Genomic DNA, 26,688 nt, shown 5'->3' with positions numbered 1-26,688 from the left:
TGCCAATAATCTTATTCTCTAATCGGCGATACCATTCATTTGTCATTTACTTTCCCTTGCCTCTTTCATAGCTTCACTAAATGCTATTCCAACAATCTTTGTAACTGGAAATATAAGGACATTTAAAATTGTTGGCACAAATACTAACAACCAATTCCAATCAACAGTGCCATTCAATTTAAAAATCACAAATATAATCGTTAATAAATTCAAGAACCCAATCTTCATTTCAATACCCCTTTACCCTGCGTTGAAACTAGCTACAACTGTTGTCCGTCCGTTTAAACTATCTAGAAAATCTTTATCGGCAATACCAATTAATTCAGCTTTAACATCTTCTGGTTTTGCCCACTCGTTAACGCTATTTCTATTTCCATATATCAAATCTAAAAATTGAGAATTGCTTAAAGTGCTAATATCAGAATTTGTAAAATGCGGAATAATCTTCTTAGCTTCTTCTGCGCTTTCAGCTATTACAACAGCAGAATCAAACGTGTCCCAATTAGTATTCACACTTTGGCTAATCCTGTATAAATTCATCTCAATACCTCTTTCAGTGCAAAATAAAAAGGCTACCCGATTGGATAACCTTATGTGCTATGTATGCGCCAGTTGCACCTGACGACTTCAAGAGCTGAACCTAAGCACTCTCTATTTCTGCTTTTAGTTGCAATCAGGTTTGTGCATTATTAACGATTATTCACTGATTAGTTATCGCCATTACTAATTCAGGTAGAGTGTCCAGCACTCGAACAGAATTGACAGGGTTCGAACCTGCAAGTGTTTTACCACCAGCGATTTAGCAAACCGCCTGCTAACCAACTTCGCTTCAATTCTATGACGTGGAACAGACATAAGGGATTCTGAAGCAACCGAAGTCTCAAACAATAAGAGGAAATACATATAACTATTTCATCTGTTCCACATTACCTATTATGCCAGCTTTTCAGCTACTTTTTTGTCAATAATCTGACTTAAAAATGACATAGGTTTTAATGTACTCAATAAGTGACCTAAAATACCGTCTTTAAAGTCGTCACGCCATCTAATGACCGTCCTAACATCAACATGCTCATCAAGTGCAATATCTACCCAATTTTTATGCATGCCGTATCTAGCCTTAAGCACTCTTTGTTGATAATCAACCGCTGTCGGATAAAACAGATCAATGATATTCTTTTGCATTATCCAGTTTTGTAACTGTTCATCTTGCTGTTCACGAATCATAGCTAACTCAACTGGATTATTATAATCATTTTGTTTGCGCCCACCGCCAATGTTTTCATCAGGCACACGATCACTATTGAATTTAATTTCTAACTTGCGTAACTTGATATTTACTTCTAATCGCCCTGTAAAATAATCACTCAACACCTTATCCAACTTATCAGCCATAGCGCACCTCCCTAATGATATAACGTTATCAATATTATAACATGTATATTACTGTATACTGTTGCAAAATTATTAAAAAACGGCTATACATTAAGGTATAACCGTCTTTCTTTATATTAACTTTTGACGATGGTCACGTTTCTCCACCCAATAATAATATCCTGCTAACTCTTTGCTAATAACACGTCTAATTAGCCATTTGCTGTCGGTTCTGAACGCCTCTCTAAGGTTGTTAGTATGTGTCCAGAGTAGTTTGCCTGTTTGTGTGTAAGTTTCTTTGAACCAGCCGTTTGTGTCTCTGAAATAATAGTAAGTTCTCATGTCAGTAAGTACCCTGCAATCACTAATGCCAGCAACATCAAAAAGAATATCAATGTTACGAACTTTTCCACTAGTGTGCACCTTCTTTCCATTCGCCTGCTAAATGTTTAGCTAAGTAGTCGGCGTAATTCTGAACCTTTCCCATTTCCTGCTTGGGTTCATCTTTTTTGCCCACACGCAACGTGTATTTAACGATATTAAATTTCATCGCACCAGTGAATTCTTCAAACGTTAAAGCGTCATGAATGATGTCAATGACTTCTTTTGAACCAGCCGTATAGTGTGCTGGGTGATTAATCATATCTGCCATTATTTCTTGCCTCGCCAAATACTCCAGAATCGCCCATAAACAGCCGTGGCTAAATAGAAAGCCATGGTTAGTAACATTGGCAATGAACTAGCTGAATAGCCTGTAACGAGTGCTGATAGCCATAGAGCGATATTCACGAAATCAGATAGCAACCATAATGTGTAACTGTCGCCATACCCCTTGAACACATATAAGCTCGCTGTTGCCCCGATAATCAATACAATTGAATCCCATAGTGGGTTGCTGTCGCCTAATGCTTGATATGCCAACATCATTGGATACCAAGCAATTAAGATGAACCCTAGTGTTAATAGCCAGCCTTTTCGATTTAGGAACTTCACACCGTTCTCAACCTTGTGTCCCCATGTTTTCCACGTAAAGATTAACGGTAAGTCAATCAATGCAACGAAAACTAACTGATCTAACACGCTCGCATAGTGTCCTGCTGTCCAGTTAATGTAGATATACCCAATTGCACTAATCAGACCTAGCAACCCGTTAATTGGCTTTCCTATCATCATATACGTAGTACATGCTGAACCAACCAACGTGGCTACCAATGTTATCGTTGATAGTCCTGTAATTGGTGCTGATAGATAAAACGCTAACTGTACACCAACGATAAACGCTAACATCACACCACCAGCGGTATTAATACTTTTTAGCTCCGTTCCTAGCCACTTTAAATAACTCATATTTTACTCCCTCTTATACTTCACGTATGACCAATAAATCAAAATAAACTGCCCCATCTTCTGAATACATATCTTCTTTGTTGATGAAGATATTTGCTGGCGTGTGCATTAACAAATAATCTTCAATGCGCTCTTTTAAATTTGGGCTTTCAATATCTGCTAATAGATGATGTTGATACCTAGCAAATCCCTCCCAATTGTATGGAATCGACATTTGATAACGTACGTTAAATTCCTTAACATCATTGATAATCATATCCAGTAACAGCACATCTAACTTTTGTTTCAATTTGGTATCGAACAGCTTGTTGTTGCTCTTAACAACATTATTTACTTGTAATTTACTCAACATTAATTCACCGCCTTAATTGTTTCAGGGTGTAACCATGCTTGCATTAATTCGTTCTCTCGTTCCGTTGTAATGAAGTCACTGAAAGCCGGTACCTGATCTAACCCTTGCTTATACATGAACGTGCTAAAACCTGCATTAACATCTTTAAATGACATCATCTGCTTCATTTGCATTTCAGTCATCTCAATCGTTGGTGCGTATTCGTCTTTTAATTCGTCTAATGCCTGTATAACATTTCTTAATTTCACAACTGTTGCATAGCCGTCATCTGGAAATGATCTTTCAATTAAATTTTGTTTTCGACTATCAAATGTCATTACTGCTCACCACTTTCCATAAATTCATCAACAATTTCGCCATATTGTTTTGGTTCCATTATTTGAAGTAATGGATGCTTTGTGAGTTTAGCTATGTGCTTTACCAAAATTTCTCGAACCTGATCCCGACTATAAATTTCGTCAGTGTGTCCATTCCCCAAATTTAGATAACTTACTGGTTCAATTCCTGCTATTGCCATTACAATTCCTCCATTAACTTATCCAATATCTTATCTGTTCGCTTCTTTAAATTAGTAATAATTTTTTGTTCATCTAAAATCATTTCACTACCCTAAAACTGAAAGTGCCCATTTCAAGCCATAAAGTGCGCTAACTAATAATGTAGTTACCACAAATGAAAACAATGTTGCCTGCCAACAATCGATAAACAGGAAAAGTATAAAAGCAATTAAAATTATTGCCGAAATGGCTAATACTATCCAAGCTAATGCCATTACCACTCCTCCCGATCACTCAACGTTTTCACTTTCATAATCTGATATGCCTTACCATGGAATACACTCAATAGCTCATCTAAATCGTTACCTTGTCCGACAGGTAACGAATTGCCATTTTTATCGGGCATGTTTGTGTTAAACACTATATATTTTGGTATCATAATTTGCTCTCCATTTTCATAAATACAAGCCAATGTGTTTTCTGCCTTTTTTGGCCAAACAATGGTTCGTATGGTATTTGTGCCAATAAATCAGGCAACGCTATTTGTGAATCGTTCCATTTAAACACCAATGTTCCATAAGGCTTCAAAACACGCATTGCTTCGGCAAAGCCTGTTTTAATTATTTCCTGCCAGTTATCAGCATTTAGTGTGCCGTATTTCTTAGCCAACCAACTATTACTACCAGCGTGAATAAGATGTGGCGGGTCAAATAACACTAAATGAAAACTGTTATCGTCAAATGGTAGTCCGTTATTTTTTGACCAATCAGCAATCACATCAGGATTAACGTTAATGACATGTCCCGTCTCCATTCGTTCATAATACTTACGCTTATCAATAAATACAGCTTGATCATTGTTTTTATCGAACCACATCATGCGACTGCCTGCCGTCATATCTAATATTGGTGGTGTCATTCTTTCACTCCTACTATTTGCCATAGTTTTATACGCTATTTGCTCGTTTCATATCGTTTCTGACTAATTACCCACCCTTACCCTAAAACGCCTTATATCGTCAGCTACGTATCTGTAACGTTATCTTGTCTTCGTCGTAAATCATCACTGTATGTGTGAATGGTCGTTCCGCAATGTCAGTTACGTCCATATCGCCATAATCGTGTTTACGATTTTCCAATTCATCAATCAGTTTGCTTAATTTCATTTATTCGTCCTCCAATAGCTCTGGGTTCTCGTGGATATTGCCTGCTATATAACAATCAGTGCAATCAGACAACCGCTCATAATCACACCAATAACAGCCGTTTGCATAGTTGACAACGCCTACAAACCAATCGATTTTCGTCTCTACTAAAATATCACCTTCAAAAATCTCAACACCGTTTTTATCTTTAAGGCCTGTGTATTGTTCAAAAACACCCTTACCATCATTTAACACATATAAGTGAAAGGAACCAATGTCGTCCCAATAACGCATATGATTTTGATGCCATTCTCTAAATTTAATCTCTCGCATTACTCTTACACCTCGACATCAGGTTCAAACGGGCTAATACCCATCACAACATATCCTTCTTTTTGTTCATAATCAGTGATGTAATCCACTTTTCTTAGCAATGTTTCAGCGTCGTGAATGTCAACTCTTTCGGCTTCCATTCGATTTTCTCTAGTTAAATAACTGCCGTCTTTATAACGTGATAATGCTAATAAGTCACCTTCTTGAAAATCACGATCATTTTTTCTAATTTCAAACGTTTTAATGCCATCTCGGACATCACTAAAATACACATCATCTAGTTTCAATTCATGTACTTTCATGCTTCCACCTCAATCACTTCTTGATGAGCATTAGCCCAGCTCTCGGCTTCTTCTTTGGTGTCAAATTTAGTGGCAAAATCATAGCCTAAAATTGGTGATGCATATTTTAACTTCTTGAAATTGTCTATATCAACATATTCGTATTCATCTTCACTATTAGTCTCTTTACTTCGCACAACCCACTTCTTAGACTCAACTTCGAACACATCTTCACCGTTGACCCAACGAATGATTGCAATTAGGCGGTTGTTACTCTCTTTATCAGGTACGTCATCTCCCCACCATGCTTGAATTAAAAATGGCAAAGAAAAAACATCTTCATCATCAATAAAGCAATCGTCATTCATTCGTAATTGTTTCCAATTTTCCAACTCGCCCATAAACTCCTGCGAAACAACATATTTCTCACTCATCTTCTCTTCCTTTCGCCCGTCAAATGCGATTTCAAGTTCATTATCCAAACCAAACATCCTACTCCACGAAACATAGATTCTCCTATTAATTAAGGCATATGGAAATCTTCCATCTCCATAAATATCGTTGTTTGGCAAGAATTTAGTTGGTAAATCACCATCAACCCAGTGAGCTCCATTTTTTTCTAACTTCTCCAACACTGCCATTTCTTGTTGCTCATTCGCAACGATATATGCTTTATCTGTCATCTTCATTCACCAACATTTCTACGAGTTTGAGCTTCATGTTGACTTCGATTGTTTCAGCAACTTCATCAATTAATTCGTCTGCACCATCAATTGAAACAGTAACGCTTGGAATGAAAGCACCCGGTTCTGTGTGAAATATTTCCTTACTAGCTTCATGGTTAGCATTTTTAATTGCCATTCTGTATCGTTTTATTGCAATTCCGCGTGCCTCGTTTGCAATGTATTCATCAACCGTTTGTGTCATTTGGCCGTCCCCACATTTTTCTTGTAAATATGCATTAATTGATCTGCCAAATATTTTGCTCCCTCATCTGCCCCCAATTCATTCGGTTCAATGTGTGCGTTATCAAAACCTATTACACGAACAGCACTATCTTTGAGTTGTTCGATTTGATGTAATTCTTCAATCGTATGCTGTTCATCATAAAAGTAAGCTCGTTCATCTAATTGCATTATTCCAAATTCGCCATTAACTACCGTAAAATATCCACCAAAAGTAAGGCCACCAACAGGACCATCATCAATTTGTTCATAAAAATTATCATAATAATCAATTGGAAAATTATCAGGAATAACCACATAGCCATTTAATGAAAATGGACCTTGATGTGTAAATGTATCAAACGGCTGTAAATCTGGTTTTGTTGCAACTTTTAATATTTCTTCATAAGTCATTAGTAACCCCTCTCAATCATCTTGCGTGCTTCTCGCACTGTTTCAGGTTCTTCATACGCTTTAAATTCGCTCCAATCACGATAACCACGGCTTTCGGCGAATTCATTTAGCTGTTTCATCTTCATACGGGTTCACAGTCTTTACACCCTTGACTGTTGTTTAGTCGTAAAATTCTAGTTCGATGCCGCTATCAAATTCATATAGCTCTATTTTGTAAATATACGTGTCTCCTAGCCAATAACGCTTGTACCCTAAGTTATTAACTATCTGACTGTCATCAAAGCCTAGAACCTCCTGTAACACGTCATCAGAAGCTTTTACCGAGTTATCAATGTCAATAGTTCCCCGTGTTACTGGTAATGTCGTTGAACTAGTAAATTCATCACGTTTCTTTTTACTGCTTACCAATGATTTTGGTACTGGATAAACGAATAGACTTCTAAGTTCGTACGCTTGCCCGTCTTTTATTTGTATTTGAACCTCATCTAGCACTTCTTCTAGACTTGCTTTCAAGTAATCGTGATACGCATGGTATTCTTTTGTCCTAATCAATCGGCCACGAGCAACCATCATTTGATTACCTGATGCAAATTTCATTGGTAATTCTATTTTTGCTTCGAATACTTTTTTCATGACTTGCGCACCGCTATTGCCTGATGTTCACGATCATAGAATGATTTAAATGTGTGCTGTCCGCCTTGTCGGTTCTTAGCAACAATTAAATCTAAATCAACGTTAGTCGGTACGTTTTCCTGATAATAATCGTCTGAATGTAATAAGATGACCTTGTCAGCGTCTTGTTCAATTGAACCCGAATCACGTAAATCCGTTAATTGCGGCCGATTGTTCTTTTCACCAGCTTTCGCACGATTTAATTGCGCTAAAGCAATCAGCAATACATCATGTTTCATTGCTGCTAACTTCAATCGTCTTGAAATATCGCTCACTTGTTCGTATCTGCTCACACCCTTTGAAGTGATTAACTGTAAATAGTCCACAACAACAACTTTTTTGCCTGCATCTGCTTGCCTGCCAATTTCCAGCTCAATATTTTCAATACCAGAACGAATATCATCACGAATATCGAATACATCTAAGTTCTTGTTAAACACCTCTAATGCCGTCTCTTGTGTCATTTTTGGTTCTAACAGCATTCTATTAACCATGCGTTCAAAAACTTCTGTACGGCGCATTTCTAAGCTAATTAATGCTACTGGTACACGTTGCAACGTCAATGTGCTCATCATGTTAGTTGCTAAGGCTGTCTTACCCATACCAGGGCGACCAGCAATGACAATCATCTGACCAGTTTCAGCTTGAATTTTTAAGTTTTTCAGCAAATCAATATATTCACGTTCTCGCCCAATGTATTCACGATATTCAGTAATTAAATCGGTATTATCAACACCAAAATTTTGATATTGTTCAATTTCTTCAGTGAACGCTGCTAGGTCTGCGTAACTATTGATTTCTCCATTGCTAGCTTTTCGATAAAACATTCGTCTGATTGCTTCGTCTTGCACGTATTTGCCTAATATCTTTGGCGATATTGGAATAGCTGGTACACTTTCGACTAGCATTGTTGTTGCGCTGCTAATCGTTTCAACCGTGCCAACATTGTTATTGTTAATCGTCAGCAAGTTAATATGTTCTTTATCTTCTGCTCGTGCCCACGTTTTGAATATGTTTTTTGCAACGTTATTACTGAACATATCTGCACGCACGACTGTTTTTAGTTCTTGCATTGCTTCGTATGGATCATTAGCCGACATGACATCAGCCAACGCTGCCCATTCAGCTTCTTGACCTTGCATTAATTATTCCCCTTTAATTCTGCCAACTTTTTACTCATGAAATTACGTTCCAACTCATTTAGATTGTCGTCTTGCAACTCGTTTTCTAAGCGTGCAATTTCATTTGCTTTATAATCATTGCTTTGCTCAACGTTTCCAGTTTCGTAATCATCTTCCCAACAATTGCCATTGAACCAAGTGCTACCAAGTTTGACCTTATCTTTTGGTCTTTCCTGATAAGCCAACTCTTTTTTGTAATTGACAATGCCCGTTTGAATTTCTTTGTTAGTCGTGCCTTTTTTGATAGCACGTTTATATGCATTGAACGCCGATTTTTTGCCTTGTTTACGTGGATATAATTTCCATAACTTATCAAAGTTAGACTCCAGTTCAATTTCAGATTGAACAGGTTTATTAGTTGATATATTAGGTGATATATTACCTTTATCATTTTTGATAAGATGTTCTTGTCGTTTTTGATAAGATGTACTTATCGTTTTTGATAAGTTATCATTTTTGATAACATCATTTTTGATAAGTTCTTTATACTTGTCTGATAGCGTAATCACCCGTTTAATAACCTTTTTATCACTACCAACATTCATTTGCATTTTGATGTATCCACAATCATTTAAGTTTTTTACGGCTCTGCTAATGGTCACCTCAGTTGCGCAATATCTTTCTGCTAACCATGCATTACTTGCAAAAAATTCTTTTCCTTGTGTAGCAATGGTGTAAATGTCTGAATAAATCATTTTTGCGAGATTGGTTACTCGTTTATCAGATTTAATAAAGTCAGGAAACATAGTGAAAGTTTGAGTAGTTTTTTTATTAGTCATGCGCTACTCACTTTCTTAGAAACTAGAAGGGAAGGTCGTCGTCATTAATGTCGATTTCACTACCTGAATTAAATGGTTGTGAATTATCATGTGGTTGTGAATTATCATTTGGTCGTTTTTCACCGTTTGGCTTGCTGCCAGTGTGGTCAATTTTGTCGTAACCTTTAACATTTAAGTTCCATTTGCCACTGTAATCAGATTGTTGCCATTCAGTATTAATGTTCAATGACTTACCAATAATGCCCCGCAATATATCGCTGATACTGTTGATTTCTGTACCGTCAGGCACATCAGCAGCTACTAGCAATGTGTTGAAGCGCTTGATTGATAGTTCAATATTATCGGGTGTCCAAACCACATTGTTAAATCGAATTTGACCACCAGCATATGCACCGTCTAGCACTTCGTAATCAAGCGTTAGCATTTCATTTTCAGTTTTCTTAGTCTTTGAATATTTTGAAGTTGGCAAAACTTTTACATTGTAATGTCCTGCTTCTTCTACAAAAATGCCGCCAAATGTGTTGCTACTGTCTACATTAAATAGTCCCATGATTAATTTTCTCCATTTTCTTTTGTAATTAGTTCTGCTGCTTTAATTAGTGTGCGATCATCAAGTCTGTTCTTAGCATGATTGCCATTTTCAACGTCTAAATCTATTAAGCGTTCACCACCGTCTTTATAAATGCGTCCGACAATGTCAAACGGTCCAGTGAACGCATTGAACGTTCTGCTGTTCATATCGGCTTCAAATCGTCCCTTGCCGTCTAGACCTGATGAACCGTTGTCAATTTGATGAGCAGTGGCAATAATATTTAAGTTGCTTTCTCTCAAAAAATCGCCTAATTTTCTGAACCATGTTTGCAGTTTCAAATAGTTTTGGCGTCCATCTTTTGAAGCGCCGTCAATATTTTCAAGCACCCAATTTTGTAACGCCGATACATTGTCAACCATAATGACCTGATAATCTTTATCTGCTAACATCTTTGTTAAATAGCTCATTACAAGCTTTTGCATATTTGGTGCGTCACTGTATTCAAATGAAATAACATCAACGTCATCAGTATCAGTCAGTGCATTTGTTGAGCCGTCAAAACTTAGTAATAGCTTTTTGCCGTCAAACTGTTTGATTAAACTTGTTTTACCCGTGCCACCGTCACCATAGATGAAATACATATTGCCAACTTTTGGTATTTCACCAGCCTTGTAAAATTTCAAAGCGTTCTCCTTTCTAGCTTCATCAGCTTTGCCATTTCTATTTGTGTCTTTTTCATCTTTTCAATTAACAAATAACTATCTTGATAAACAAACACTTCATCACCCTCAACCACTGAATAGCCAAACAAATCATTGCCGACTGGCTTTTTCAATGTCTCTGGTGTAAAAAAATTGCGTTCCATAAATTCCTGCGCATAATCTCGTTCCATTTAGCACCTCACATTTAGCGAATACGAAGTGATTGAGACTGTTTTAACTCAACCCCTGCAATTACCTGACCTGCCTTTAAATCGTTTAGCATGGCACGTTTATCAAACTTCTTGACGGTCTCTGTCTCGTAATATTTGCTAGGAATGACATTCTCATCTGTGATATTTGTTCCAGCTGGATTATTTTGAACATTAAAATTAAACAAATCTGTTTTAATCTGCGTACGGTCAAGGCGTTCCATATTGTCCTGTAAGTAAGCTTTTAAACGCTTAATTCTGTTTTCAATCGCTTTACGCTTCTTGGCTAGGCGTTCTTCTTCACTCTTATACCCTTGTACATCAGCTTCTAAGCTGCGAATAACTCGCCCGATATTGTCGGCTTTATCTTCAATGACCTCATCAATTGATTCTAATGTGTCAAACCATGCATCTTCATCTAGATCCATGCTGTATACTTGTTGCCATTTGCTACTTAAATCGTATAAATTCATTGTCTTTCCTCCGTGTCAACTCTTTCACCATATTCAATTAAGTAATCGACTGCTTTTTCTAGTGGCACATATTCACCATCAATTTTTACAATTTCATCACCCGCAATAATTTCATTATCTTGGTAGTCGTAACCCCATGGCAATTCATCATTAGGCGGGTCTATCAAATCTTTTGGCATGTTGTACCTCCCTGTGTTATTCTTAGAGGGTAATTTTGTGTCTAAAACTAATTACCCAACGTCTGACTATTGCAGTAGTTAGACGTTATTTTTATGTTCATTTCTCCATTTCAATTCATATTGCGGACCACGAATTGTATCTTTTGATATTTTTAATTGCTTAGCTAATCGCTCAAATAAAATTCTCTTTTGAACACCTTTTGCAGTCGGATATTTATCCCGTTCTTTTTTGAATATTCGATAACGTTCTTCGTGTTTCCTTGATTTCTCATTTTGAAAACTCGAAATCGTTAAATGATATTTCTGACAATATTGCTGTAAATATCTATGCTCTAAGTCACTGCCTTTAATGCTCATTTCCTTAGCAACTCGCATGATAATGGCATTCTTTTCAACATTCGAAATACGTTGCTTGCCATTGATATGCACATTCATATGCTTTTCAAAATCATGGAATGTTACCGTTTTAAGCGTTGGCTTGACCCAAGGGTTATTAGCCATGTTTTCACTTTTAAGAACGATATCTGATGGCAATTGAACTAAGTCACTTGATTTGGCAAAACTGTAATGCAACTTGCCCACACCAGTTGAACCGATATCATAATCACCCATCTTATTTCCTTTCTGTTGACCGCCAGCACCGATTGAAATGCGCATATGGACCCGTGTAAATCGTTTATTTCACATCTCAACCTGTGTTGACGGTCAACCATTTGATTAATTATTTTCGTTGATCACGCCACGTTTTTGTAACGTGATGTGCTGCTTCTGGTTCATTGAACACCATCATGACTAACCACTTAATGAGCCGACCAACGTAACGAACAATCTCACCGCCGTAATTTCTAGCAACTAATGCCGTTGCCATGATTACAATTGTTAATGCAATCGCTGGTGGTAATGCTGCTTTTAGCAATTCCCAAAAAAATAATGCTTCTGTCATATCTATCTCCCAATTTCTCCGTTGCCCCATCTTCTTAACAAGTCCTGCGAAAATCTACCGTCTATTCGCTCAACGCCTGCCGTGACAAATGAGGGTTCTTCTCTAATTTCTTTAAATTTATTTTCGCTATATCCAAGCAAGGCAGCTGCCGTTGGCAGGTCTACCCAAATACGTTGTTCTAGTGGTATTTCTAGTTTTGGTTTTGTCATAAGTTACCTGCTTTCCATAACCATGTAAGATTTCATCACTTCATCACTAATCAAGCCGCTTGCGTGAGCTTCAAGGACAATTTCACGTCCTTTTTCTGAAATAGAGTCTGGATCATAACCAGCTCTGATCATTGCTTGTTCAATGCTTTTAGCTGTCTCATTGACATCATCTGAAATTTCTATACCAACCATGCTTAATATCAGCTCATGATTAAACTTTGCTAATTTGTAAGCTTCAATTGCGCCCTCTGCGTTATCAGCCATCTTGTAAAAGTCTTTTGCTCTGCTGTCGCATAACTCATTAAGGCGTTCAATTGTTTGTTGTTGTCTTTTGATTAAGCGGTTTGTGTATGTTTCATAAATTGCAACAACAATTAAAAGTGAAATTAAAATCATCGTCATTTTTAGTCCTCACGTTCAATTGTTGGCAAAATGTCATTCTCTTTTAGTAAGTTGTAGATGAACAACCGACCTTTTTGAGTCCACTTGGTATTCATTTTTACGTCAGTACTGCCATCTTTCTTTGTGATGTCAACAGTATGACTGAACGTATATCCTTTATCCTGATACTTTGAATACAAAACCCATTGACCACCAATTTTGTACTGAACACCTAATTCATGTAACTTATCGTTCATTTGCTTAGCAGACCAGCCATAATCTTTAGCAATTTGTGTGATGGTTACCAACGATTTAGATTGCATGATTTTGTCATAGTAGTCAGCTTTTGGTCGTGACTCTGCAACTTGTTGGGTGAGCAAATCATTCTTAGCACGTTCATCTTTGACTTGTTTAGCTAGTGAGATGATAGTTTCAGGATCCATCAGAATTTCTTCAATCTTTTCATTAGACAGATAAGCACCATGCATACGAATGTCAGGTAAGACATCAGTCGTTACCCAGCGCTTGAATTTTTTAGCTGATGGTAATTTGCTGCTCAACACCAACGAATAAAGACCTGATTCATTGATAACTACTAATTTTTGAACTCCACCAGGGGTCTCTATTTCACCGACCCCTTTATCTTCACTATCAACATGAGATGCAATTGCATCTGCGGTACGCTTATAACCCAATATGTTAGCAACGTCTTTACCGACAAAATATGGTGTACCATCAATTAACGTTGTGCGAATTTCTGAATTTTCAAAATTGAATACTTGAACTTCATTTGCCATTGTTTATCTCCTTTACTTTTCTGCATCTTTCAGCAACTTCCATGATGTAATGCCAAATACTTTGGCAACTTTTTCGACATTGGTAACACTTGGACTAGACTCATTCCAGCCACGAATTGTTCCATTTCCCAGTCCCGCCTGTTGCTCCACTTTGCGAATAGATAAGTTCATATCTTTTGCATAAGCTGAAACAGCTTCATACAGTCCCATATTTTTTTACCTCCTTTGTAGGATATACCGTTGACATCGAATAGAAAATATTCTACACTAATGGTAAATATAAAAGGCATACAAAAAATGCCTTGAACATCACTTGTAAAATCAATCAAACATTTAGCGGTGTCGTGATTTTATAAGCTATTTAATAGTGCTGATTAGTAGCTAACCCCTATCAACATTTATTAGTTTATAGGATACTTTCTACATTGTCAACACTTTATGTACAATATTTTCTACAAAAGGTGGTTTAGCATGTCTATAACATTCAATGAACGTGTACGGACAGTATGGAAAGAGAAACGACCAGATATAAAATCTGTTCGTAATTTAGAAGAACATATCGGTTTGAGCAACGGTACTATTGCAAGTTGGAAGAAGTCCAGTCCATCTCAAGCCAAGATCGAGCAAGTAGCAAACTTTTTCGGAGTTTCTGTTGACTACTTATTAGGTAATACTGACGACATTCACGCAAGTAATAAATCTGCTGATAGTGAACCGGTAGATATAAAGAAAGTTGCTGAAAACGACACTTGGGACGATTACCTATCATCAGACGGTCGCCCGCTAACTGAACACGATAAAAAATTACTACGGGCTATATTTGGTGATTAAATGGGGCAACAAGATATAATTGATATCATAATAAGTGATATAAGAAGATTAGGAGTAGATTTTCGGGCAGTTGATGAATTAGATGCACTTGCTGTAATAAGTACATCATTAGATAGAGGTTTGTATGATAAGAATAGAGCTACCCCTTTCATACTTGCTCACGAGATGTTTCATAAAATGAACAACCACGGTAAGCGAAAGTACGATAATGATATTCGCAATGCGCAAGAGCATGACGCCAATGTGGCAGCTACTGCTTACCTTTGGTCTCTATACATACAAATGGGTGGTACAACGGAATATGTACAGCATTTTATAGATGTCAGCGGAACGCCCGACTATCTGATAGAACGTTTATTGAAAGTAGCTAATTAAACAATACGTGCAATAATGATCCACGTTAAAAGCTTTTGGGGTTAAGGTTATGAACAAATTATTTAAAATGGGCGCAGTAACGTTAGTTGCAGTTACTTTGGGAAGCGGATCGTTGGGAACAATTGCTGCTGTATCTAACAATAATGTTGTTTCTGCAGCAAAAAAACATAAAAAAGCTAAGAAACTAACTGATGGTAGAACCGTTAAGTTGCGCGACATTGACGTTAAAATTACTAGTTGGAAAGTTATTCCAGTCGGGCAAAAAGGTAATGAATATGGCAAAAAGCCAGTAATTGCTTTCTGGTATGACACCACCAATAAAACAAATAAAGAGATTGATCCAATTAGCGCTTGGTTAGCCGTGTTCAGTGTTTATCAAGATACTAGTAAGTCACAAGTAAATGAACTTGAGGTTGGTAGTTTACCTGATGAACAATTCTTAGATACACAAACTGAAACTATCAAGAAAAATGGTACGGCACCAAATGCCATTGCCTATGAACTTGATAGTGAGACTGTAAAGGTTAATTTGAAGGCTCACAAAGGTGATGGTGGTAAGTTAATTGCTAAACAAAAAATTGCTATTGAACAAGCAATTAAAGATGCTAAAGCACAACCAACACAAAGTACATCATCTGATGATGGTGTTCAATAACAAATAAAAAACACGCACACCCCCGTCGCCAAACAAGTGTGTACGTGCATTCCCATATTAACAAAGCGAAGTTTCCTGCGCTTTTATTTAACGTATCTATTATAACAGACCTAGATACGTCTTTAAACTATCTATATTTTTCCAAGAGAGGTTAGGTTTAAACTAATATGGCTGATATTGAAAAACGTGGCTCTAAATACTTAGCCCGTGTGTCGTATAAAGAAAAAGGTAAATACAAAAGAAAAAGCAAAGGCGGTTTTACAACAAAAAGCGCCGCTAAAACGTGGATAAAACAACAAGAAGCTGATAAGACCACCAGTAAATTCACAGTTGATAGCAAACAACTGTTTCCTGATTATTTTAAATCATGGTATGAACTATATAAAACGGACGCCAGTGACGCTCAACAACGTTGGTATAAATTCGCCTATCATGTTTATTCAGAGCGTTTAAACAATGTTACGTTAGCTAAATTAACTCGTCCAATATTGCAACGTTTCCTTAATGGTCTAGCCAAAGACTATGCTTTCAGTACCGTTAAAAAACTTAAAACATATATGGTACAAGCCATTAAAGGCGCACTTTATGACAACTTAATATCAACCGACCCGACAATTGGCTTAACATATACTGGTAAAGACGGCAAAAATAGAGAATTAAAATTCTTAGAAGAACCACAAATGAAAGCTTTGATAGAATATTTAACCACTATTCCTGTATTTGAACGTAGCGTTAGCGACATGATGATTATAATGGCGCTGAACACTGGTGCAAGGTACGAAGAAGTAGCTGCCTTAACTTGGGGCGATTTAATCAACAGTTCCATTTCAATCAATAAAGCGTGGGATCAAGTATCACGTAAGATTAAAGAAACTAAGAACAAATCATCTAATCGTGTAATAAGTGTTCCTAGCAATCTGATTATTGATTTAAAAGCATGGTCTCCTATTCATGCTAATAATGACTTCGTATTTTGTAATGATGAAACGGGACTACCTCAAACAAGCAATGCTGCTAACAAAAAGTTGCAAAAAGTCTTAATCAAAATAAAGTCACCTAAAAGAATAACGTTTCATGGGCTACGACACACTCACGCTAGTTGGTTGTTATCAAATGGTGTTGATGTTAAATATGTTTCCGAAAGACTAGGGCACTCTTCAATTACTATGACATTAGATATATATACTCATCTATTGCAAAAAACTAGAACTAATGAGGAACAAAAGTCTATTTCTCTGCTATCACAACTATAATTTTAGTGGCAAATTTAGTGGCAAATATTTTGATAAATAGTGATAAATGATGAGCTATTGTGAGAATTAGTATATTTTTATATCACCAATAAAGATTGATGTAAAGGCGTTTGTAGCGTGTTAACAGTGTTTATCATAAACTATCCAAATGCTCCTCGGCTCCATTTAATACCAGCTACAAACGTTGATATAAAGGCATTTTAGTTAAGGTTAGTGCCGAATTAGTGCCGAATTCATTTTTAGTTTGTTTGTTTGCAATTTCAGTCTGTTGAATGATTATTAATTTAGTCGTTCCACAGGCTTTTTGTTTATCAATACAAATTGATTGAATATCTGCTATTTTGTCTAAAAAAACTCCAAAATAGCATACATATTTACTTAGTGAGACTTTATTTATAAAACAACATCCAAAAGAAAAGCGCCAACGCTCTAAACGCTGACACTTAACACTCTAAACTTAGGACACTTGACGCCTGTATGTTTTCGCACACCTTACGAGCTTTTTATATACTGTCAATGTAGTAGATGAGTTAATATTTTGTGAATTTTTATATGAAAATGTACCTCAAATGACAGTTGTTCAAGTACAAAAATTTTTTTCTTACAAGTATCGGTTTACCTAAAGTTTGTAAAAATGGTGGTCACTTACAAAGAACCACCACGGTGTATGTTCGTACTCTCTCAACTAGTTTAATAAATGTACTTGTAAATACACTTGTTATAAATATGGGGCGTATTTATAAACACGCCCCAAAATATTCAATCTCTAAGAGACTATAACCGTTTTAAACTATTCAATGAACTAATTGGTGCCATTTAAGCAATGGTTGATAAAGTTAACAAATTCATTGGCCAGCTTGGTCAACCATCTAATAAATCAATTTGATTTCCTAAAATTTACCGTTTTTTATTGAAAATATTTATCTGTTTTGTTTCCGACGAGCATAGCTTCTCAAGGTTCTATATAAACTCGCAAGAATTTGAACGACAGTGACTATCAATGAGATTTTTTCTAATAAACTTGTTTTCGCTTTTGTTTTTCCCTTTTTCATTGAATCCCCCTATAATTGCACAACAAATCATCAATAACTACTTAGACAATACCAATCTTGATAAATATTTACAATGATTGTGCTCGAAACAACTATAACGATCAATCAATTTTCAATAAATAATTTTCATCTATCTTTTATCACTATGCATCCCATAGTGATATATCCAAAAAGTAAACGTATCAACGACACTACTTTTTCAGAACTGATAAAATGTCTGCTAACACACCGCGTTGATAAAACTGTTGTCTTTGAAACTTTGCTCTTTCAATTTCAACAGCTTGAGTTGCTTGTTCAGTAATTTCTTGTTCCAGTGTCGTTTCTGTTTTTTTCTGTGCAGCGTTTGTTGCTTGAATTAATTGTCGCATGCCATAATAATATCCCAAGAACCAGCCATTAAAGTAAGGCATAATCACATTTTCCATGACCAATTGATTATTATTGTGGGCTGTCACCTCATGGTATTCTTCTGACAACATACTAGCAATTTGCTTTTCTAGGTCACCGTTAATTTGCTGAACATGTGGCGATTGCATCACTAACTTTTCAAATTTTTGATCTGCCAAATGTTCAATGCTATCAATCCATTCAGCTGATTGATTTTCAATGAGTACTTCTTCAGTTAAACTCACAATTTCTAAATAGGCTGCCCGATATCCCTGTCGCATACCTTTCATTAAAATTGGTCGTAATATTTGATTTAATGACTTCACATCTAATGATTGATTTAACTTCTTAATCATTTGTTGTAATTGTTCTTTCAACATATCTTTTCCTACTTTTTATAAATGATATTCAAAAGGTCGAAGTCTCCTACCATAAGGTATTAGAAAAACTTCGACCTTTATCAAACAAGTTAAAACACTCGTATTATTTTTCCCTATTTTAAGCTAAAGCACCCATTGGATCCCAAGGAGCCAATTCTTTAGGTGTATTATTTTCGTACACATTGCGTAATTCTTCAGGCAAAAATTCCTTCTTAATAACAACTTGGTACGTAAATTGATCAAACCATTCATCAGACATTGTGAAGTAACCCTTGTGACCATTCTTATCGCCCCAAGAATTTTCAACCTTCCACTTTGTTGGTTGACCGTCTACTAGATCAACACCTGTCAAAACCATAGCATGAGTCATCAATGAATCACCATAATCTAGACGTTCTGCTTTAGTCATACTAAAATCAATATCAAATAGGCTATCCTCATCATACAATTCTGTATCCATTAAACCAGCAACACGATCCAACTTTGGTCCCATATCAACACCAAACCAAACATTTTCACCTGCAGACAATTGTTTAATAGCCAATTCCTTAAATGTCTTCAAGTCCAAATTTAGGTGTTTAACTTCACGACCACCGACTACTGATCCTAACATTTTAACACCATAAGTTTGATTATACGGCTTATCAGACGTTGGTGCATTAATGATTGAAATATACTCACTTAAATCCCAACCAACATACTTTTTAAAGAAGTCTTGTGGTGTAATTGCTTGTTCACGATGATATTCATTATTTGTATCACGGAATGAAAAATCAAATGATACAGGTGGCTCACCAAATGTTAATGATAACATGTGATAATTTTCTTTGTTAAATGCCGCAATTTTTGCTGACACTTGTTCATCTGTTGCTCCATCAACAACTAATTGACGCAATATAATAGCATCCTTGCGTAATTTTCCATTAAACAAACGGTTAAATTCAGCAGAATGTGATGATGCCTGTGATTCTGGGAAGGCTGATTGTGGTACAACACCATACTTCTCAATAATGGCAACGATCATATCCCATTGACCACCATCCTGTTGTGGTGTTGCTAATAAAAAGCTAACTTCACGATTTGTTGTTGGCTGATCAGCAGTGGCAACAATGTTATTGTAGAAATAGTTTGCTTTTTCTAGTTTATCCCAGAAAAATGTATAACTTTGTGACAATTCAAAATCACCAGGTAATCCATGCGTTGACTTCATATCATGGCGCATTGTATTTAACGCTGCAAACATCCAGCAACGACCTGACTGCAATTGATTAGCCACTGGTGAACTTTCCAAATCAACACTAAACGTTGGTGTTAATTCACCAGCACGTTGATTATTACGAGCCGATTTCAAAATACCATTGGTGGTTACAGCACCACGCAAAACTGCCGCCTTAGGGCTTTCATTCACAGCTTTTTTAAATGTTGTTAATTGTTCTTGGGTAATTTCACTCATTTTTTAACCACCTTTTTCTCATAATCATTTAAGTTTAGCGCTTTAATAACTAATATGCAATATATCCAACAATTCTTAATGAATGTGAATCCGATAAGCTCGATAGACGTAACCCTTCGACTGCAGATTAGATAATTCGACATTAAAGACTTGATAGCCCTCAGGTGTCACTTCAATAATATTTGAAGCATCCCCCTTCTTTGCATTGAGATAGCCAAAGTCAATTAAGAAATTACCATTACGTAATAATCTATTAGAACCAATACGATCTGTAAAATTAGCTTCTCCTAACGCCTGTCCATATGACCACACTTCCTTTGCTGTCATGGTCTTTAAATTAATTTTAATTTTACGACCAGCCGAATACTTTTTCGTTGTCTTTTTATCACCATAGCTTACTGCATAATTATTATCGTAAATAGAGATTGTTTCCTGATCATTCTTTTGTGAACCTGGAATGACTCGTGCATCATGTTGGCCACCATTAATAGTCGTCCCCTTAGCAAATTTCAATACATATTGTTGCCATTTTTTGGGCCATTCTTTTTTAGGCTTACCTGATAAAATCCAAACAGGCTTTAGCGTTTTATAATTTAATTTCATAACAAGATCCTGATGACGTGATGAAATAATGATACTATTATCTTTTTGATCATAATTAATTGCATTTTGATGCAACCAGTCAATTTTCCCGTCAGAACGTTTTGTTGTTGTATATTGTGCATATGTTTTTGTTGGGAAAATACGTTTTAAATCAATGACTCGTACAATTTTCCCTGTTTTACGGTTAATTTCAACCATCGTATCCTCAGTGAATTTTGATCCATCAGATACAGTTGCTAAGATATTCCCATTTGGTAATTCAATCACATCATGATGAATTGCCGTTGTTTCACCATCAGATTTACTTGTTGATTTAATATTTTCAGTTGAAGACGTTTTATTACTAAATTGATAATTGCGATATATTTTTCCCAAGTAATTTGTTTCAACTAAATCGTTATACACTAATTTTGTATTATTTTGTTTCCGCAAAATCAATAAATGCCCATTTTTGAGCGTTTTAAAAATATGTTGATTATAGTAAGTCGCGTACCATCGAATGGCCCCATCGGCATCAATTGCAAAAGGTTGCTTTGTTGTCCGCGTAAAAACAGTTAACCCATTTTTCCCAATGGCCATTTGTTCTTTATTTGCCATTTTGACAGCTATTTTAACGTTTGCTAATGCCTTAGGTAATGGTGACGTCTGTACTGAGATAACTTTTTCTTCAGTTTGGCCATCTTTATAAGTAATAGTCAGCTTAACTTGATTTGCATAGTTTGCATACAGCCCCACAACATTAAGACGATGATTTTTTGTTTGCTTGTTTACTGAATTAGTAATCGATGTCTGTGCCGTTTTACCAACAACCGTATAACTAACTTTTGCAGCACGGTCTGTATGAAAAATAACTAATGCCGTTAATGGTGACGTACGATATGGGTTAACCTTTACATACATATTATTAGTTGTATATTTCTTATTCGTCGCGATGTTTGTATATGTTTTATCTAATCCTTTTTGCTGGTTAATTAATTGATTACTGAGATGAACCCCTAAGTTATTTTTTATTTGGGTGTCAGTTAATAATTTCGGATGTGCTTCTCTGTATATCTTATAACCATGATGACCACCAATAAGGATAATCAAAACAATGATTAAAAGGGCCCCCCATTTAAAGAGCGTTTGCCATTTGCTTGCGTGCTTCATTATTAGTGCTCTCCTTTTATGTGTGCCTACTTTTTCTAATTAATCTCTAACATAGCGGTTTTATCTCATGAAATCAAGTTGATTGATAAAAAAATGATAACTTTTAAAAAACAAAACACCCATCAAGATTATCCTGATAGGTGTTTCGGATCAAGTCGGCTATCAAATAACCAACGATCTATTAAGGAGTAGGTTGTTTAAAGTAGCGTACTTTAAACGAATAGGTAAATTTCTATGAGTGTGGGCTATTGATAGGAATGGGCTTTCCTTATCAACAATACTTATAGTAAAGGTACCGACTTAAAAAAAATATAAATCTGACTAAAACTAACCTTTAATGTCGAAATTAATCAAAAAAAAGTGATTTCAATGCTACCAAAGTAACATGAAATCACAATTCATCATCTATTTAAGAGTAGAAAATATGAATAAAGTTGATGACTTACGCTAAGTATATCATAATAAATGACAAACTCAATCATTTTTCTAACCCAAATTTAATTTAACAACAATTATTACTTTTCATCACTATCTAACGCTTTTTCTCCTAATAACACTCTAATCATTTCTGGATAAACACCGCCATTTTGATTTCTTTTCATGACGAGTGCTGTCAAAGCTTGCTTCAAATAAAATTCATTGTGATCATTAATTGCACGCCAAGTTGCTGAGCCACCCATTGATTTAAAGGTAATATGTCCAGTTGCAGCATAAACATCTTGTTGATCTTCCATGTAATAATCGTAAACAATTACATCTCTATCTTCATACCGCTTAATAACTGTTAACATATTACTTCTCACTTTTTTATCACTTGTTGTTCAACTCACTAATTATAACGCAGATTATACAAATTACCAAAAAGTCATCGTTCGTTTAATCAGCAAGCAGTTCTTTAGCCAAGTAGAAACAACCATAGATACCTGCGTTATCACCATTACCAACAGATACAATGTAATGATCCAAATCAGGAACTGATAAATAGTCATGTAATTGTTCAGCAAATGATTCACGCACCATTGGTAAAAGAATCTCTCGATGAGGAACACCGCCACCAAATACAATGCGTTCTGGCCTCAATGTTGCTGTATAAGTTACTGCAGCTTGTGCAAGGTAAAAGGCCTCAATTTGCCATGCCAAATGATCATCAGGTAAATCTTTTGCAGAAATTCCCCAACGTTCTTCCATTGCTGGGCCAGCAGCTAATCCTTCTAAGCAACGATCTTCATGAAATGGACAGTGACCAGAATAATGATCTTCAGGATGTTTAGCCATCATAATATGTCCAGCTTCAGGATGTGAGTAGCCACCAACAAATTGACCATTAGCGATGATACCTGCACCAACACCTGTTCCAACCGTTAAGTAGACAATATTATCCACATCCGATGCCGCACCTGATATATACTCTGCCCAACCTGCAGCATTAACATCTGTCGTCCAATAGTAAGGAATGTCGCGCCAAGCTTTCATTGCCCCTAAAAAGTTATACCCAGACCAACCACGCTTAGGTGTGTCCAAAACATAACCATATGTTGCACTTTCTGGCTTAACATCTATTGGTCCAAATGAAGCAATGCCAATCGCTGCAATATCCTCATATTGATCAAAGAAATCTTGTACTTTCTTAACTGTTGTTGCACCATCTTCTGTTGGAAAACTCTCACGAGCCACAACAGCCTCTGGATCATCAACGGGTGCTACCGCCACCACAAACTTTGTTCCACCTGCTTCAATTGCACCAAGTAATGCCATTTGGCAATTCCTCCTAAATTATTAGTATACAAATATTTTAAGCGATATTCGATTTAATTGCAAACGGTTACAAACATTGTTATTAAAGGCTTACAAACGTTTACGCTTTTGTAGTTAGATTATTTTAAATCATGCTTTATTTCGGACAAAACATTGTCATCATTATTCCTTATTAAAAAAACGCCTATCTTGCGCGTTTAGATAGGCGTTTTTTAGTTTGTGGCATCGATGTCTCAAATTTTTGTCATTTACTCCACAACATTTTGAATATGCTCCTATTATAACGTATTATCCATAAAAATGGCGAATTAGTTTTTAATTAGTCGGCGATACATCCAGACCGTTAAAACATAATACATTATGTAGAGAATAAATATGATTATTAGTGATGGCCAAAAGCCAAGATAAGCATTCTTTTGTCCACCCATTAATGGTGCAAACATTTGTAGACCAAAGATAACATCTACCGTCCCGATTAACATTGGAATAAAGAATAAAATTCCTAAATCTTTGGCGACTGTTTTTGTCACAACCTTATTGCTGGTTCCAATCATTGTTAACACACGATAGCGTTTTTTATCATCTGCGACACCTGACAAAGTTTTAAACATTAATGTTGCTGCCAACATTGCCAAGAAACCTATTCCTAGGAAAATACCCATAAATTCAATGCCACCAAAAACACCTTTTAATTGTCCATAAGTTGCAAATGATCCCGTAGCAAATTCAGGATTAACATCCGCTAACTTGGCTTGCATTTTCATATTGTGCGATAAAGCTTTTTGGTTTGCCATCATATCAGCTACTTTAAACATTTGAACTGACTTAACAGTTCCTTGTTTTGTCATCTCTGCTGATGTTTTTGTAATAATCACTTTTGCACCATAGCGTTGATTCAAAATCTGATTGGCAACACCATCAAGTGTATATTCTGAGCCAGGTGTTTGCCGGAGATAATCACCGGTCAACCATTTTGTCTGTCCGGTTGAACTGTTTGATGTATAAACCTTGGTTGGCAACTTATGGGTGTTAAATTCTTCACCATTAAAGTAAACATTTTGTCCCTTAACAACGTAATGATAAGTTTGTTGCCAAGTAACATCTTTTAGGTTGTCTGTATTAACCTGCTTTGTCACATAAGCTGCAGTTAAAGGATAAGATTTTTCAGCTTGGTGTGGCAACATCTGATAGTAACCTTGTCCAACAGACATTGCACCTAGTGCCAAGGCAAACATCACCGCAATAGATGATAAAATACGTTGATAATCTGGTAACCGAAATGCTAACTGTCCATTAATAAAGGCACGTAAACCACGCATACTATACTTTGAGTGACGCATCCAATTTGTCACCATCTTCAGCGTCCGACTGATAAACCAGTACGTTCCCCAAACATTTAATACCAAAATAACTATAAAGCCAGCTAAGCCAACCTTAGCAATATCAGGCATCAGAACATAACTTGCAATCAATAGACCTAAGCCAATAAATCCTAACACTGGATCCAATACTTTATGTGGCTTAGGATGACTAACTTGTTTGTTAGCCAATAGTAACGTTAATGTATCTTGCTTACGTAATCGACGTCGATTGTATAAACCATTAAGCGTAAATAAAATAACGAAAAAAATTAATGTCGTCAACACAGATTTCATTGAAAATGATGCCCAATGATCTAGCTGTACCCCTAATAAATTCATTAAATAGTAACTACTAACACTCGTTAAGCCAATCCCAAAAACAATTCCAATGATTGTTGCAATGACACCAATGCTTAGTGTCTCCCTCATCAACAACGAACCAATTTGTTTTTTATTAGCACCCAACATTGACATCAAACCATATTCTGATTGACGCAATCGTAATAGGAAGCCATTTGCAAAATTCAGATACACAAATGTAATGATTCCTAATAAAATTTCACCAATAATGAAGATAACCGTTATTTGTGAAATCATCGAATTAGCTTCTAGAAAAGCCTTATTGGTTGCCATTGCACTAAACATATAAAAGATTGCTGCCGATATAATTAACCCAACAAATAGTACAATATAATCTCGCCATTTAGACCGTAACGATTTTAAAGCAATTCCAAACATACTACTATGCGCCTCCTAATTAAAATTTCCTAATTCAGACAACACACGCTGATAGAATATTTCTCGCGATTCACCATCACGAGTAATTGTTTTGGTTATTTGTCCATCTGTCAAAAATAAAATGCGTGAAGCAAATGAGGCCGAAAATGCATCATGAGTTACCATAACAATCGAAATACCCTCTGCTTCATTAATGCTCGTCAAGTAATTCATCATTTCACGGGCATTTTCTGAATCCAAAGCACCCGTTGGCTCGTCCCCAAAAATTAGTGTCGGATTGTGCACAAGTGCCCGTGCTGCACCAACACGTTGTTGCTGACCACCTGATAATTCTGTTGGATATTTATCAAGATAATCTTCAATATGCAATAATTGTGCAACTTTTTGAACAGATGTTTTAATTGTTTTATGATTTACCTTTTGTAAGGTTAACGGTAAACTAATGTTTTCTCTAACGGTTAAACTATCAATCAAATTATAATTCTGAAAAATAAAACCCATATCTTGACCACGAAATTTTGAAATGGCGTTATCATTCATATTTAAAATATCTTTACCATTAATCGAGACCGAACCTGATGTTGGTTTCATCAATGTCGATACGATGTTCAATAATGTTGATTTCCCTGAGCCAGAAGGTCCCATGATTGCAACGAATTCACCCTTACTTACTGATAATGAAAGATTGTGTAGCACATCTTGTTGTACACCGGCCGCACTTAAGTAACTCTTATTCAACTGATTTGCAACTAATACTGATTCAGTCATATTTCTTCTCCTAATCATTATTTCATTTGTGTTACAAGCAATACTATACACAATCTAATATTGGATTGTCAAATCATTTTTTTAATTTAAAAAGAAAAACATGGTTGGACCATAATTTTGTCCGACAATTAAGGCCGCGAATCTAACCATTTTAAACTGGTTGATTCACGGCCCTTTAACCACAGA

The 26,688-nt window shown here is 36.1% G+C and carries 42 protein-coding genes, 1 tRNA gene and 1 pseudogene; 4 read left to right on the top strand and 40 right to left on the bottom strand.

Translation table 11 applies throughout. From position 1 onward, the window contains the following. Positions 1 to 42: 42 nt before the first annotated feature. The 32 genes and pseudogenes from AC3B5D_RS00595 to AC3B5D_RS00440 all read right to left on the bottom strand — a co-directional run bounded on the left by AC3B5D_RS00595 (position 43) and on the right by AC3B5D_RS00440 (position 13,952). Positions 43 to 228 carry a hypothetical protein gene (locus AC3B5D_RS00595; RefSeq protein WP_489840021.1) on the bottom strand — a complete coding sequence of 62 codons (186 nt, stop codon included), beginning with the start codon at positions 226 to 228 and terminating at the stop codon, positions 43 to 45. A gap of 12 nt (positions 229 to 240) precedes the next feature. Continuing rightward, entirely contained in the window at positions 241 to 540 is a 300-nt protein-coding gene (locus tag AC3B5D_RS00590; protein WP_489840022.1) for a hypothetical protein, read from the bottom strand. Positions 541 to 753: 213 nt separating this feature from the next. After that, positions 754 to 837, bottom strand: a tRNA-Ser gene (locus AC3B5D_RS00585). A gap of 96 nt (positions 838 to 933) precedes the next feature. Next, complete coding sequence (locus AC3B5D_RS00580) at positions 934 to 1,395, bottom strand: DUF722 domain-containing protein (protein WP_489840023.1); 462 nt, start codon at positions 1,393 to 1,395, stop codon at positions 934 to 936. Positions 1,396 to 1,786: 391 nt separating this feature from the next. Continuing rightward, positions 1,787 to 2,026 carry a DUF3310 domain-containing protein gene (locus AC3B5D_RS00575; RefSeq protein WP_489840024.1) on the bottom strand — a complete coding sequence of 80 codons (240 nt, stop codon included), beginning with the start codon at positions 2,024 to 2,026 and terminating at the stop codon, positions 1,787 to 1,789. Continuing rightward, a complete protein-coding gene (gene pnuC, locus AC3B5D_RS00570) occupies positions 2,026 to 2,721 on the bottom strand; it encodes a nicotinamide riboside transporter PnuC (protein WP_489840025.1) in 696 nt (231 codons plus the stop codon). Before pnuC ends, AC3B5D_RS00575 begins: the two co-directional genes overlap by 1 nt. A gap of 13 nt (positions 2,722 to 2,734) precedes the next feature. Beyond that, complete coding sequence (locus tag AC3B5D_RS00565) at positions 2,735 to 3,073, bottom strand: hypothetical protein (RefSeq protein WP_489840026.1); 339 nt, start codon at positions 3,071 to 3,073, stop codon at positions 2,735 to 2,737. Beyond that, the gene (locus tag AC3B5D_RS00560) at positions 3,073 to 3,390 is read right to left on the bottom strand and encodes a hypothetical protein (RefSeq protein ID WP_489840027.1); all 318 of its coding nucleotides are present in this window, start codon (positions 3,388 to 3,390) and stop codon (positions 3,073 to 3,075) included. Before AC3B5D_RS00560 ends, AC3B5D_RS00565 begins: the two co-directional genes overlap by 1 nt. After that, positions 3,390 to 3,590, bottom strand: coding sequence for a hypothetical protein (locus AC3B5D_RS00555; RefSeq protein WP_489840028.1), 201 nt, complete (start codon positions 3,588 to 3,590; stop codon positions 3,390 to 3,392). Before AC3B5D_RS00555 ends, AC3B5D_RS00560 begins: the two co-directional genes overlap by 1 nt. A gap of 87 nt (positions 3,591 to 3,677) precedes the next feature. Next, on the bottom strand, positions 3,678 to 3,845 hold the full coding sequence (locus AC3B5D_RS00550) for a hypothetical protein (RefSeq protein ID WP_489840029.1): 168 nt from the start codon (positions 3,843 to 3,845) through the stop codon (positions 3,678 to 3,680). Continuing rightward, positions 3,845 to 4,009, bottom strand: a complete 165-nt coding sequence (locus tag AC3B5D_RS00545; protein ID WP_489840030.1) for a hypothetical protein — start codon at positions 4,007 to 4,009, stop codon at positions 3,845 to 3,847. Before AC3B5D_RS00545 ends, AC3B5D_RS00550 begins: the two co-directional genes overlap by 1 nt. Then, entirely contained in the window at positions 4,006 to 4,488 is a 483-nt protein-coding gene (locus tag AC3B5D_RS00540; protein ID WP_489840031.1) for a class I SAM-dependent methyltransferase, read from the bottom strand. The genes AC3B5D_RS00545 and AC3B5D_RS00540 overlap by 4 nt, the downstream gene beginning before the upstream one ends. Before the next feature lie 100 nt (positions 4,489 to 4,588). Next, complete coding sequence (locus AC3B5D_RS00535) at positions 4,589 to 4,735, bottom strand: hypothetical protein (RefSeq protein WP_489840032.1); 147 nt, start codon at positions 4,733 to 4,735, stop codon at positions 4,589 to 4,591. Next, positions 4,736 to 5,047: a YopX family protein gene (locus AC3B5D_RS00530; RefSeq protein ID WP_489840033.1), complete on the bottom strand. Its 312-nt coding sequence runs from the start codon at positions 5,045 to 5,047 to the stop codon at positions 4,736 to 4,738. Between the two features lie 5 nt (positions 5,048 to 5,052). Further along, positions 5,053 to 5,349, bottom strand: coding sequence for a DUF3850 domain-containing protein (locus AC3B5D_RS00525; protein ID WP_489840034.1), 297 nt, complete (start codon positions 5,347 to 5,349; stop codon positions 5,053 to 5,055). Further along, positions 5,346 to 6,011, bottom strand: a complete 666-nt coding sequence (locus AC3B5D_RS00520; protein ID WP_489840035.1) for a hypothetical protein — start codon at positions 6,009 to 6,011, stop codon at positions 5,346 to 5,348. The genes AC3B5D_RS00525 and AC3B5D_RS00520 overlap by 4 nt, the downstream gene beginning before the upstream one ends. Beyond that, positions 6,001 to 6,255 carry a hypothetical protein gene (locus AC3B5D_RS00515; protein WP_489840036.1) on the bottom strand — a complete coding sequence of 85 codons (255 nt, stop codon included), beginning with the start codon at positions 6,253 to 6,255 and terminating at the stop codon, positions 6,001 to 6,003. The genes AC3B5D_RS00520 and AC3B5D_RS00515 overlap by 11 nt, the downstream gene beginning before the upstream one ends. After that, positions 6,252 to 6,686 (bottom strand): hypothetical protein, encoded by a 435-nt coding sequence (locus tag AC3B5D_RS00510; RefSeq protein WP_489840037.1) that lies wholly within the window; start codon positions 6,684 to 6,686, stop codon positions 6,252 to 6,254. Before AC3B5D_RS00510 ends, AC3B5D_RS00515 begins: the two co-directional genes overlap by 4 nt. Positions 6,687 to 6,845: 159 nt before the next feature. Beyond that, positions 6,846 to 7,319 (bottom strand): RusA family crossover junction endodeoxyribonuclease, encoded by a 474-nt coding sequence (locus AC3B5D_RS00505; RefSeq protein WP_489840038.1) that lies wholly within the window; start codon positions 7,317 to 7,319, stop codon positions 6,846 to 6,848. After that, a complete protein-coding gene (locus tag AC3B5D_RS00500) occupies positions 7,316 to 8,500 on the bottom strand; it encodes a DnaB-like helicase C-terminal domain-containing protein (RefSeq protein ID WP_489840039.1) in 1,185 nt (394 codons plus the stop codon). The genes AC3B5D_RS00505 and AC3B5D_RS00500 overlap by 4 nt, the downstream gene beginning before the upstream one ends. After that, positions 8,500 to 9,318 (bottom strand): LvrA C-terminal domain-related protein, encoded by an 819-nt coding sequence (locus AC3B5D_RS00495; RefSeq protein WP_489840040.1) that lies wholly within the window; start codon positions 9,316 to 9,318, stop codon positions 8,500 to 8,502. Before AC3B5D_RS00495 ends, AC3B5D_RS00500 begins: the two co-directional genes overlap by 1 nt. A gap of 22 nt (positions 9,319 to 9,340) precedes the next feature. Further along, a complete protein-coding gene (locus tag AC3B5D_RS00490) occupies positions 9,341 to 9,868 on the bottom strand; it encodes a DUF669 domain-containing protein (RefSeq protein ID WP_489840041.1) in 528 nt (175 codons plus the stop codon). A 2-nt stretch (positions 9,869 to 9,870) separates the two neighbouring features. Next, positions 9,871 to 10,533: an AAA family ATPase gene (locus AC3B5D_RS00485; RefSeq protein WP_489840042.1), complete on the bottom strand. Its 663-nt coding sequence runs from the start codon at positions 10,531 to 10,533 to the stop codon at positions 9,871 to 9,873. Beyond that, entirely contained in the window at positions 10,530 to 10,742 is a 213-nt protein-coding gene (locus AC3B5D_RS00480; RefSeq protein ID WP_489840043.1) for a hypothetical protein, read from the bottom strand. Before AC3B5D_RS00480 ends, AC3B5D_RS00485 begins: the two co-directional genes overlap by 4 nt. Positions 10,743 to 10,756: 14 nt before the next feature. Beyond that, entirely contained in the window at positions 10,757 to 11,233 is a 477-nt protein-coding gene (locus AC3B5D_RS00475; RefSeq protein WP_489840044.1) for a siphovirus Gp157 family protein, read from the bottom strand. Continuing rightward, positions 11,230 to 11,418: pseudogene (locus AC3B5D_RS00470) on the bottom strand (YqaI family protein); the annotation flags it as partial. The pseudogene AC3B5D_RS00470 and the gene AC3B5D_RS00475, both read right to left, overlap by 4 nt. 72 nt (positions 11,419 to 11,490) lie before the next feature. Continuing rightward, the gene (locus AC3B5D_RS00465; RefSeq protein ID WP_489840045.1) at positions 11,491 to 12,069 is read right to left on the bottom strand and encodes a hypothetical protein; all 579 of its coding nucleotides are present in this window, start codon (positions 12,067 to 12,069) and stop codon (positions 11,491 to 11,493) included. Between the two features lie 64 nt (positions 12,070 to 12,133). Next, positions 12,134 to 12,355, bottom strand: coding sequence for a hypothetical protein (locus tag AC3B5D_RS00460; RefSeq protein ID WP_489840046.1), 222 nt, complete (start codon positions 12,353 to 12,355; stop codon positions 12,134 to 12,136). A 2-nt stretch (positions 12,356 to 12,357) separates the two neighbouring features. Continuing rightward, on the bottom strand, positions 12,358 to 12,564 hold the full coding sequence (locus AC3B5D_RS00455; RefSeq protein WP_150177407.1) for a hypothetical protein: 207 nt from the start codon (positions 12,562 to 12,564) through the stop codon (positions 12,358 to 12,360). Between the two features lie 3 nt (positions 12,565 to 12,567). Beyond that, positions 12,568 to 12,966, bottom strand: a complete 399-nt coding sequence (locus tag AC3B5D_RS00450; RefSeq protein WP_150177409.1) for a hypothetical protein — start codon at positions 12,964 to 12,966, stop codon at positions 12,568 to 12,570. 2 nt (positions 12,967 to 12,968) lie between these two features. Then, positions 12,969 to 13,742 carry a phage antirepressor KilAC domain-containing protein gene (locus AC3B5D_RS00445; RefSeq protein WP_489840047.1) on the bottom strand — a complete coding sequence of 258 codons (774 nt, stop codon included), beginning with the start codon at positions 13,740 to 13,742 and terminating at the stop codon, positions 12,969 to 12,971. 12 nt (positions 13,743 to 13,754) lie between these two features. Then, a complete protein-coding gene (locus tag AC3B5D_RS00440; protein ID WP_150177414.1) occupies positions 13,755 to 13,952 on the bottom strand; it encodes a helix-turn-helix domain-containing protein in 198 nt (65 codons plus the stop codon). A 261-nt stretch (positions 13,953 to 14,213) separates the two neighbouring features. Here AC3B5D_RS00440 and AC3B5D_RS00435 point away from each other — a divergent pair, with 261 nt between their 5' ends. The 4 genes from AC3B5D_RS00435 (at position 14,214) to AC3B5D_RS00420 (ending at position 16,856) form a co-directional block, all read left to right on the top strand. Further along, positions 14,214 to 14,573, top strand: a complete 360-nt coding sequence (locus AC3B5D_RS00435; protein WP_150177416.1) for an XRE family transcriptional regulator — start codon at positions 14,214 to 14,216, stop codon at positions 14,571 to 14,573. After that, entirely contained in the window at positions 14,574 to 14,948 is a 375-nt protein-coding gene (locus AC3B5D_RS00430; RefSeq protein WP_150177418.1) for a hypothetical protein, read from the top strand. It begins immediately after the preceding gene. A gap of 49 nt (positions 14,949 to 14,997) precedes the next feature. Then, a complete protein-coding gene (locus AC3B5D_RS00425) occupies positions 14,998 to 15,603 on the top strand; it encodes a DUF5067 domain-containing protein (RefSeq protein WP_150177420.1) in 606 nt (201 codons plus the stop codon). Between the two features lie 167 nt (positions 15,604 to 15,770). Beyond that, positions 15,771 to 16,856 carry a site-specific integrase gene (locus AC3B5D_RS00420; RefSeq protein ID WP_150177422.1) on the top strand — a complete coding sequence of 362 codons (1,086 nt, stop codon included), beginning with the start codon at positions 15,771 to 15,773 and terminating at the stop codon, positions 16,854 to 16,856. Positions 16,857 to 17,776: 920 nt separating this feature from the next. On the opposite strand, the gene AC3B5D_RS00415 is transcribed toward AC3B5D_RS00420, so the two are convergent. From AC3B5D_RS00415 to AC3B5D_RS00380, 8 genes are all read right to left on the bottom strand, one after another. Further along, positions 17,777 to 17,908: a hypothetical protein gene (locus AC3B5D_RS00415; protein WP_489840048.1), complete on the bottom strand. Its 132-nt coding sequence runs from the start codon at positions 17,906 to 17,908 to the stop codon at positions 17,777 to 17,779. A 191-nt stretch (positions 17,909 to 18,099) separates the two neighbouring features. Next, positions 18,100 to 18,675: a hypothetical protein gene (locus tag AC3B5D_RS00410; RefSeq protein ID WP_489840049.1), complete on the bottom strand. Its 576-nt coding sequence runs from the start codon at positions 18,673 to 18,675 to the stop codon at positions 18,100 to 18,102. Positions 18,676 to 18,793: 118 nt separating this feature from the next. Next, positions 18,794 to 20,128: a C1 family peptidase gene (locus AC3B5D_RS00405; protein ID WP_489840050.1), complete on the bottom strand. Its 1,335-nt coding sequence runs from the start codon at positions 20,126 to 20,128 to the stop codon at positions 18,794 to 18,796. Positions 20,129 to 20,203: 75 nt separating this feature from the next. Next, positions 20,204 to 21,880: an aryl-sulfate sulfotransferase gene (locus tag AC3B5D_RS00400; RefSeq protein WP_489840051.1), complete on the bottom strand. Its 1,677-nt coding sequence runs from the start codon at positions 21,878 to 21,880 to the stop codon at positions 20,204 to 20,206. A gap of 515 nt (positions 21,881 to 22,395) precedes the next feature. Then, positions 22,396 to 22,671, bottom strand: a complete 276-nt coding sequence (locus AC3B5D_RS00395) for a hypothetical protein (RefSeq protein ID WP_489840052.1) — start codon at positions 22,669 to 22,671, stop codon at positions 22,396 to 22,398. A gap of 85 nt (positions 22,672 to 22,756) precedes the next feature. After that, positions 22,757 to 23,635, bottom strand: coding sequence for an ROK family protein (locus AC3B5D_RS00390; protein WP_489840053.1), 879 nt, complete (start codon positions 23,633 to 23,635; stop codon positions 22,757 to 22,759). A 308-nt stretch (positions 23,636 to 23,943) separates the two neighbouring features. Beyond that, a complete protein-coding gene (locus tag AC3B5D_RS00385; protein WP_489840054.1) occupies positions 23,944 to 25,734 on the bottom strand; it encodes an FtsX-like permease family protein in 1,791 nt (596 codons plus the stop codon). Between the two features lie 15 nt (positions 25,735 to 25,749). Further along, complete coding sequence (locus tag AC3B5D_RS00380) at positions 25,750 to 26,502, bottom strand: ABC transporter ATP-binding protein (RefSeq protein ID WP_489840055.1); 753 nt, start codon at positions 26,500 to 26,502, stop codon at positions 25,750 to 25,752. Positions 26,503 to 26,688: the final 186 nt, after the last annotated feature.

The organism is Weissella sp. ESL1177 (assembly GCF_058107185.1).
This window is presented reverse-complemented; position numbering and strand designations above follow the sequence as displayed.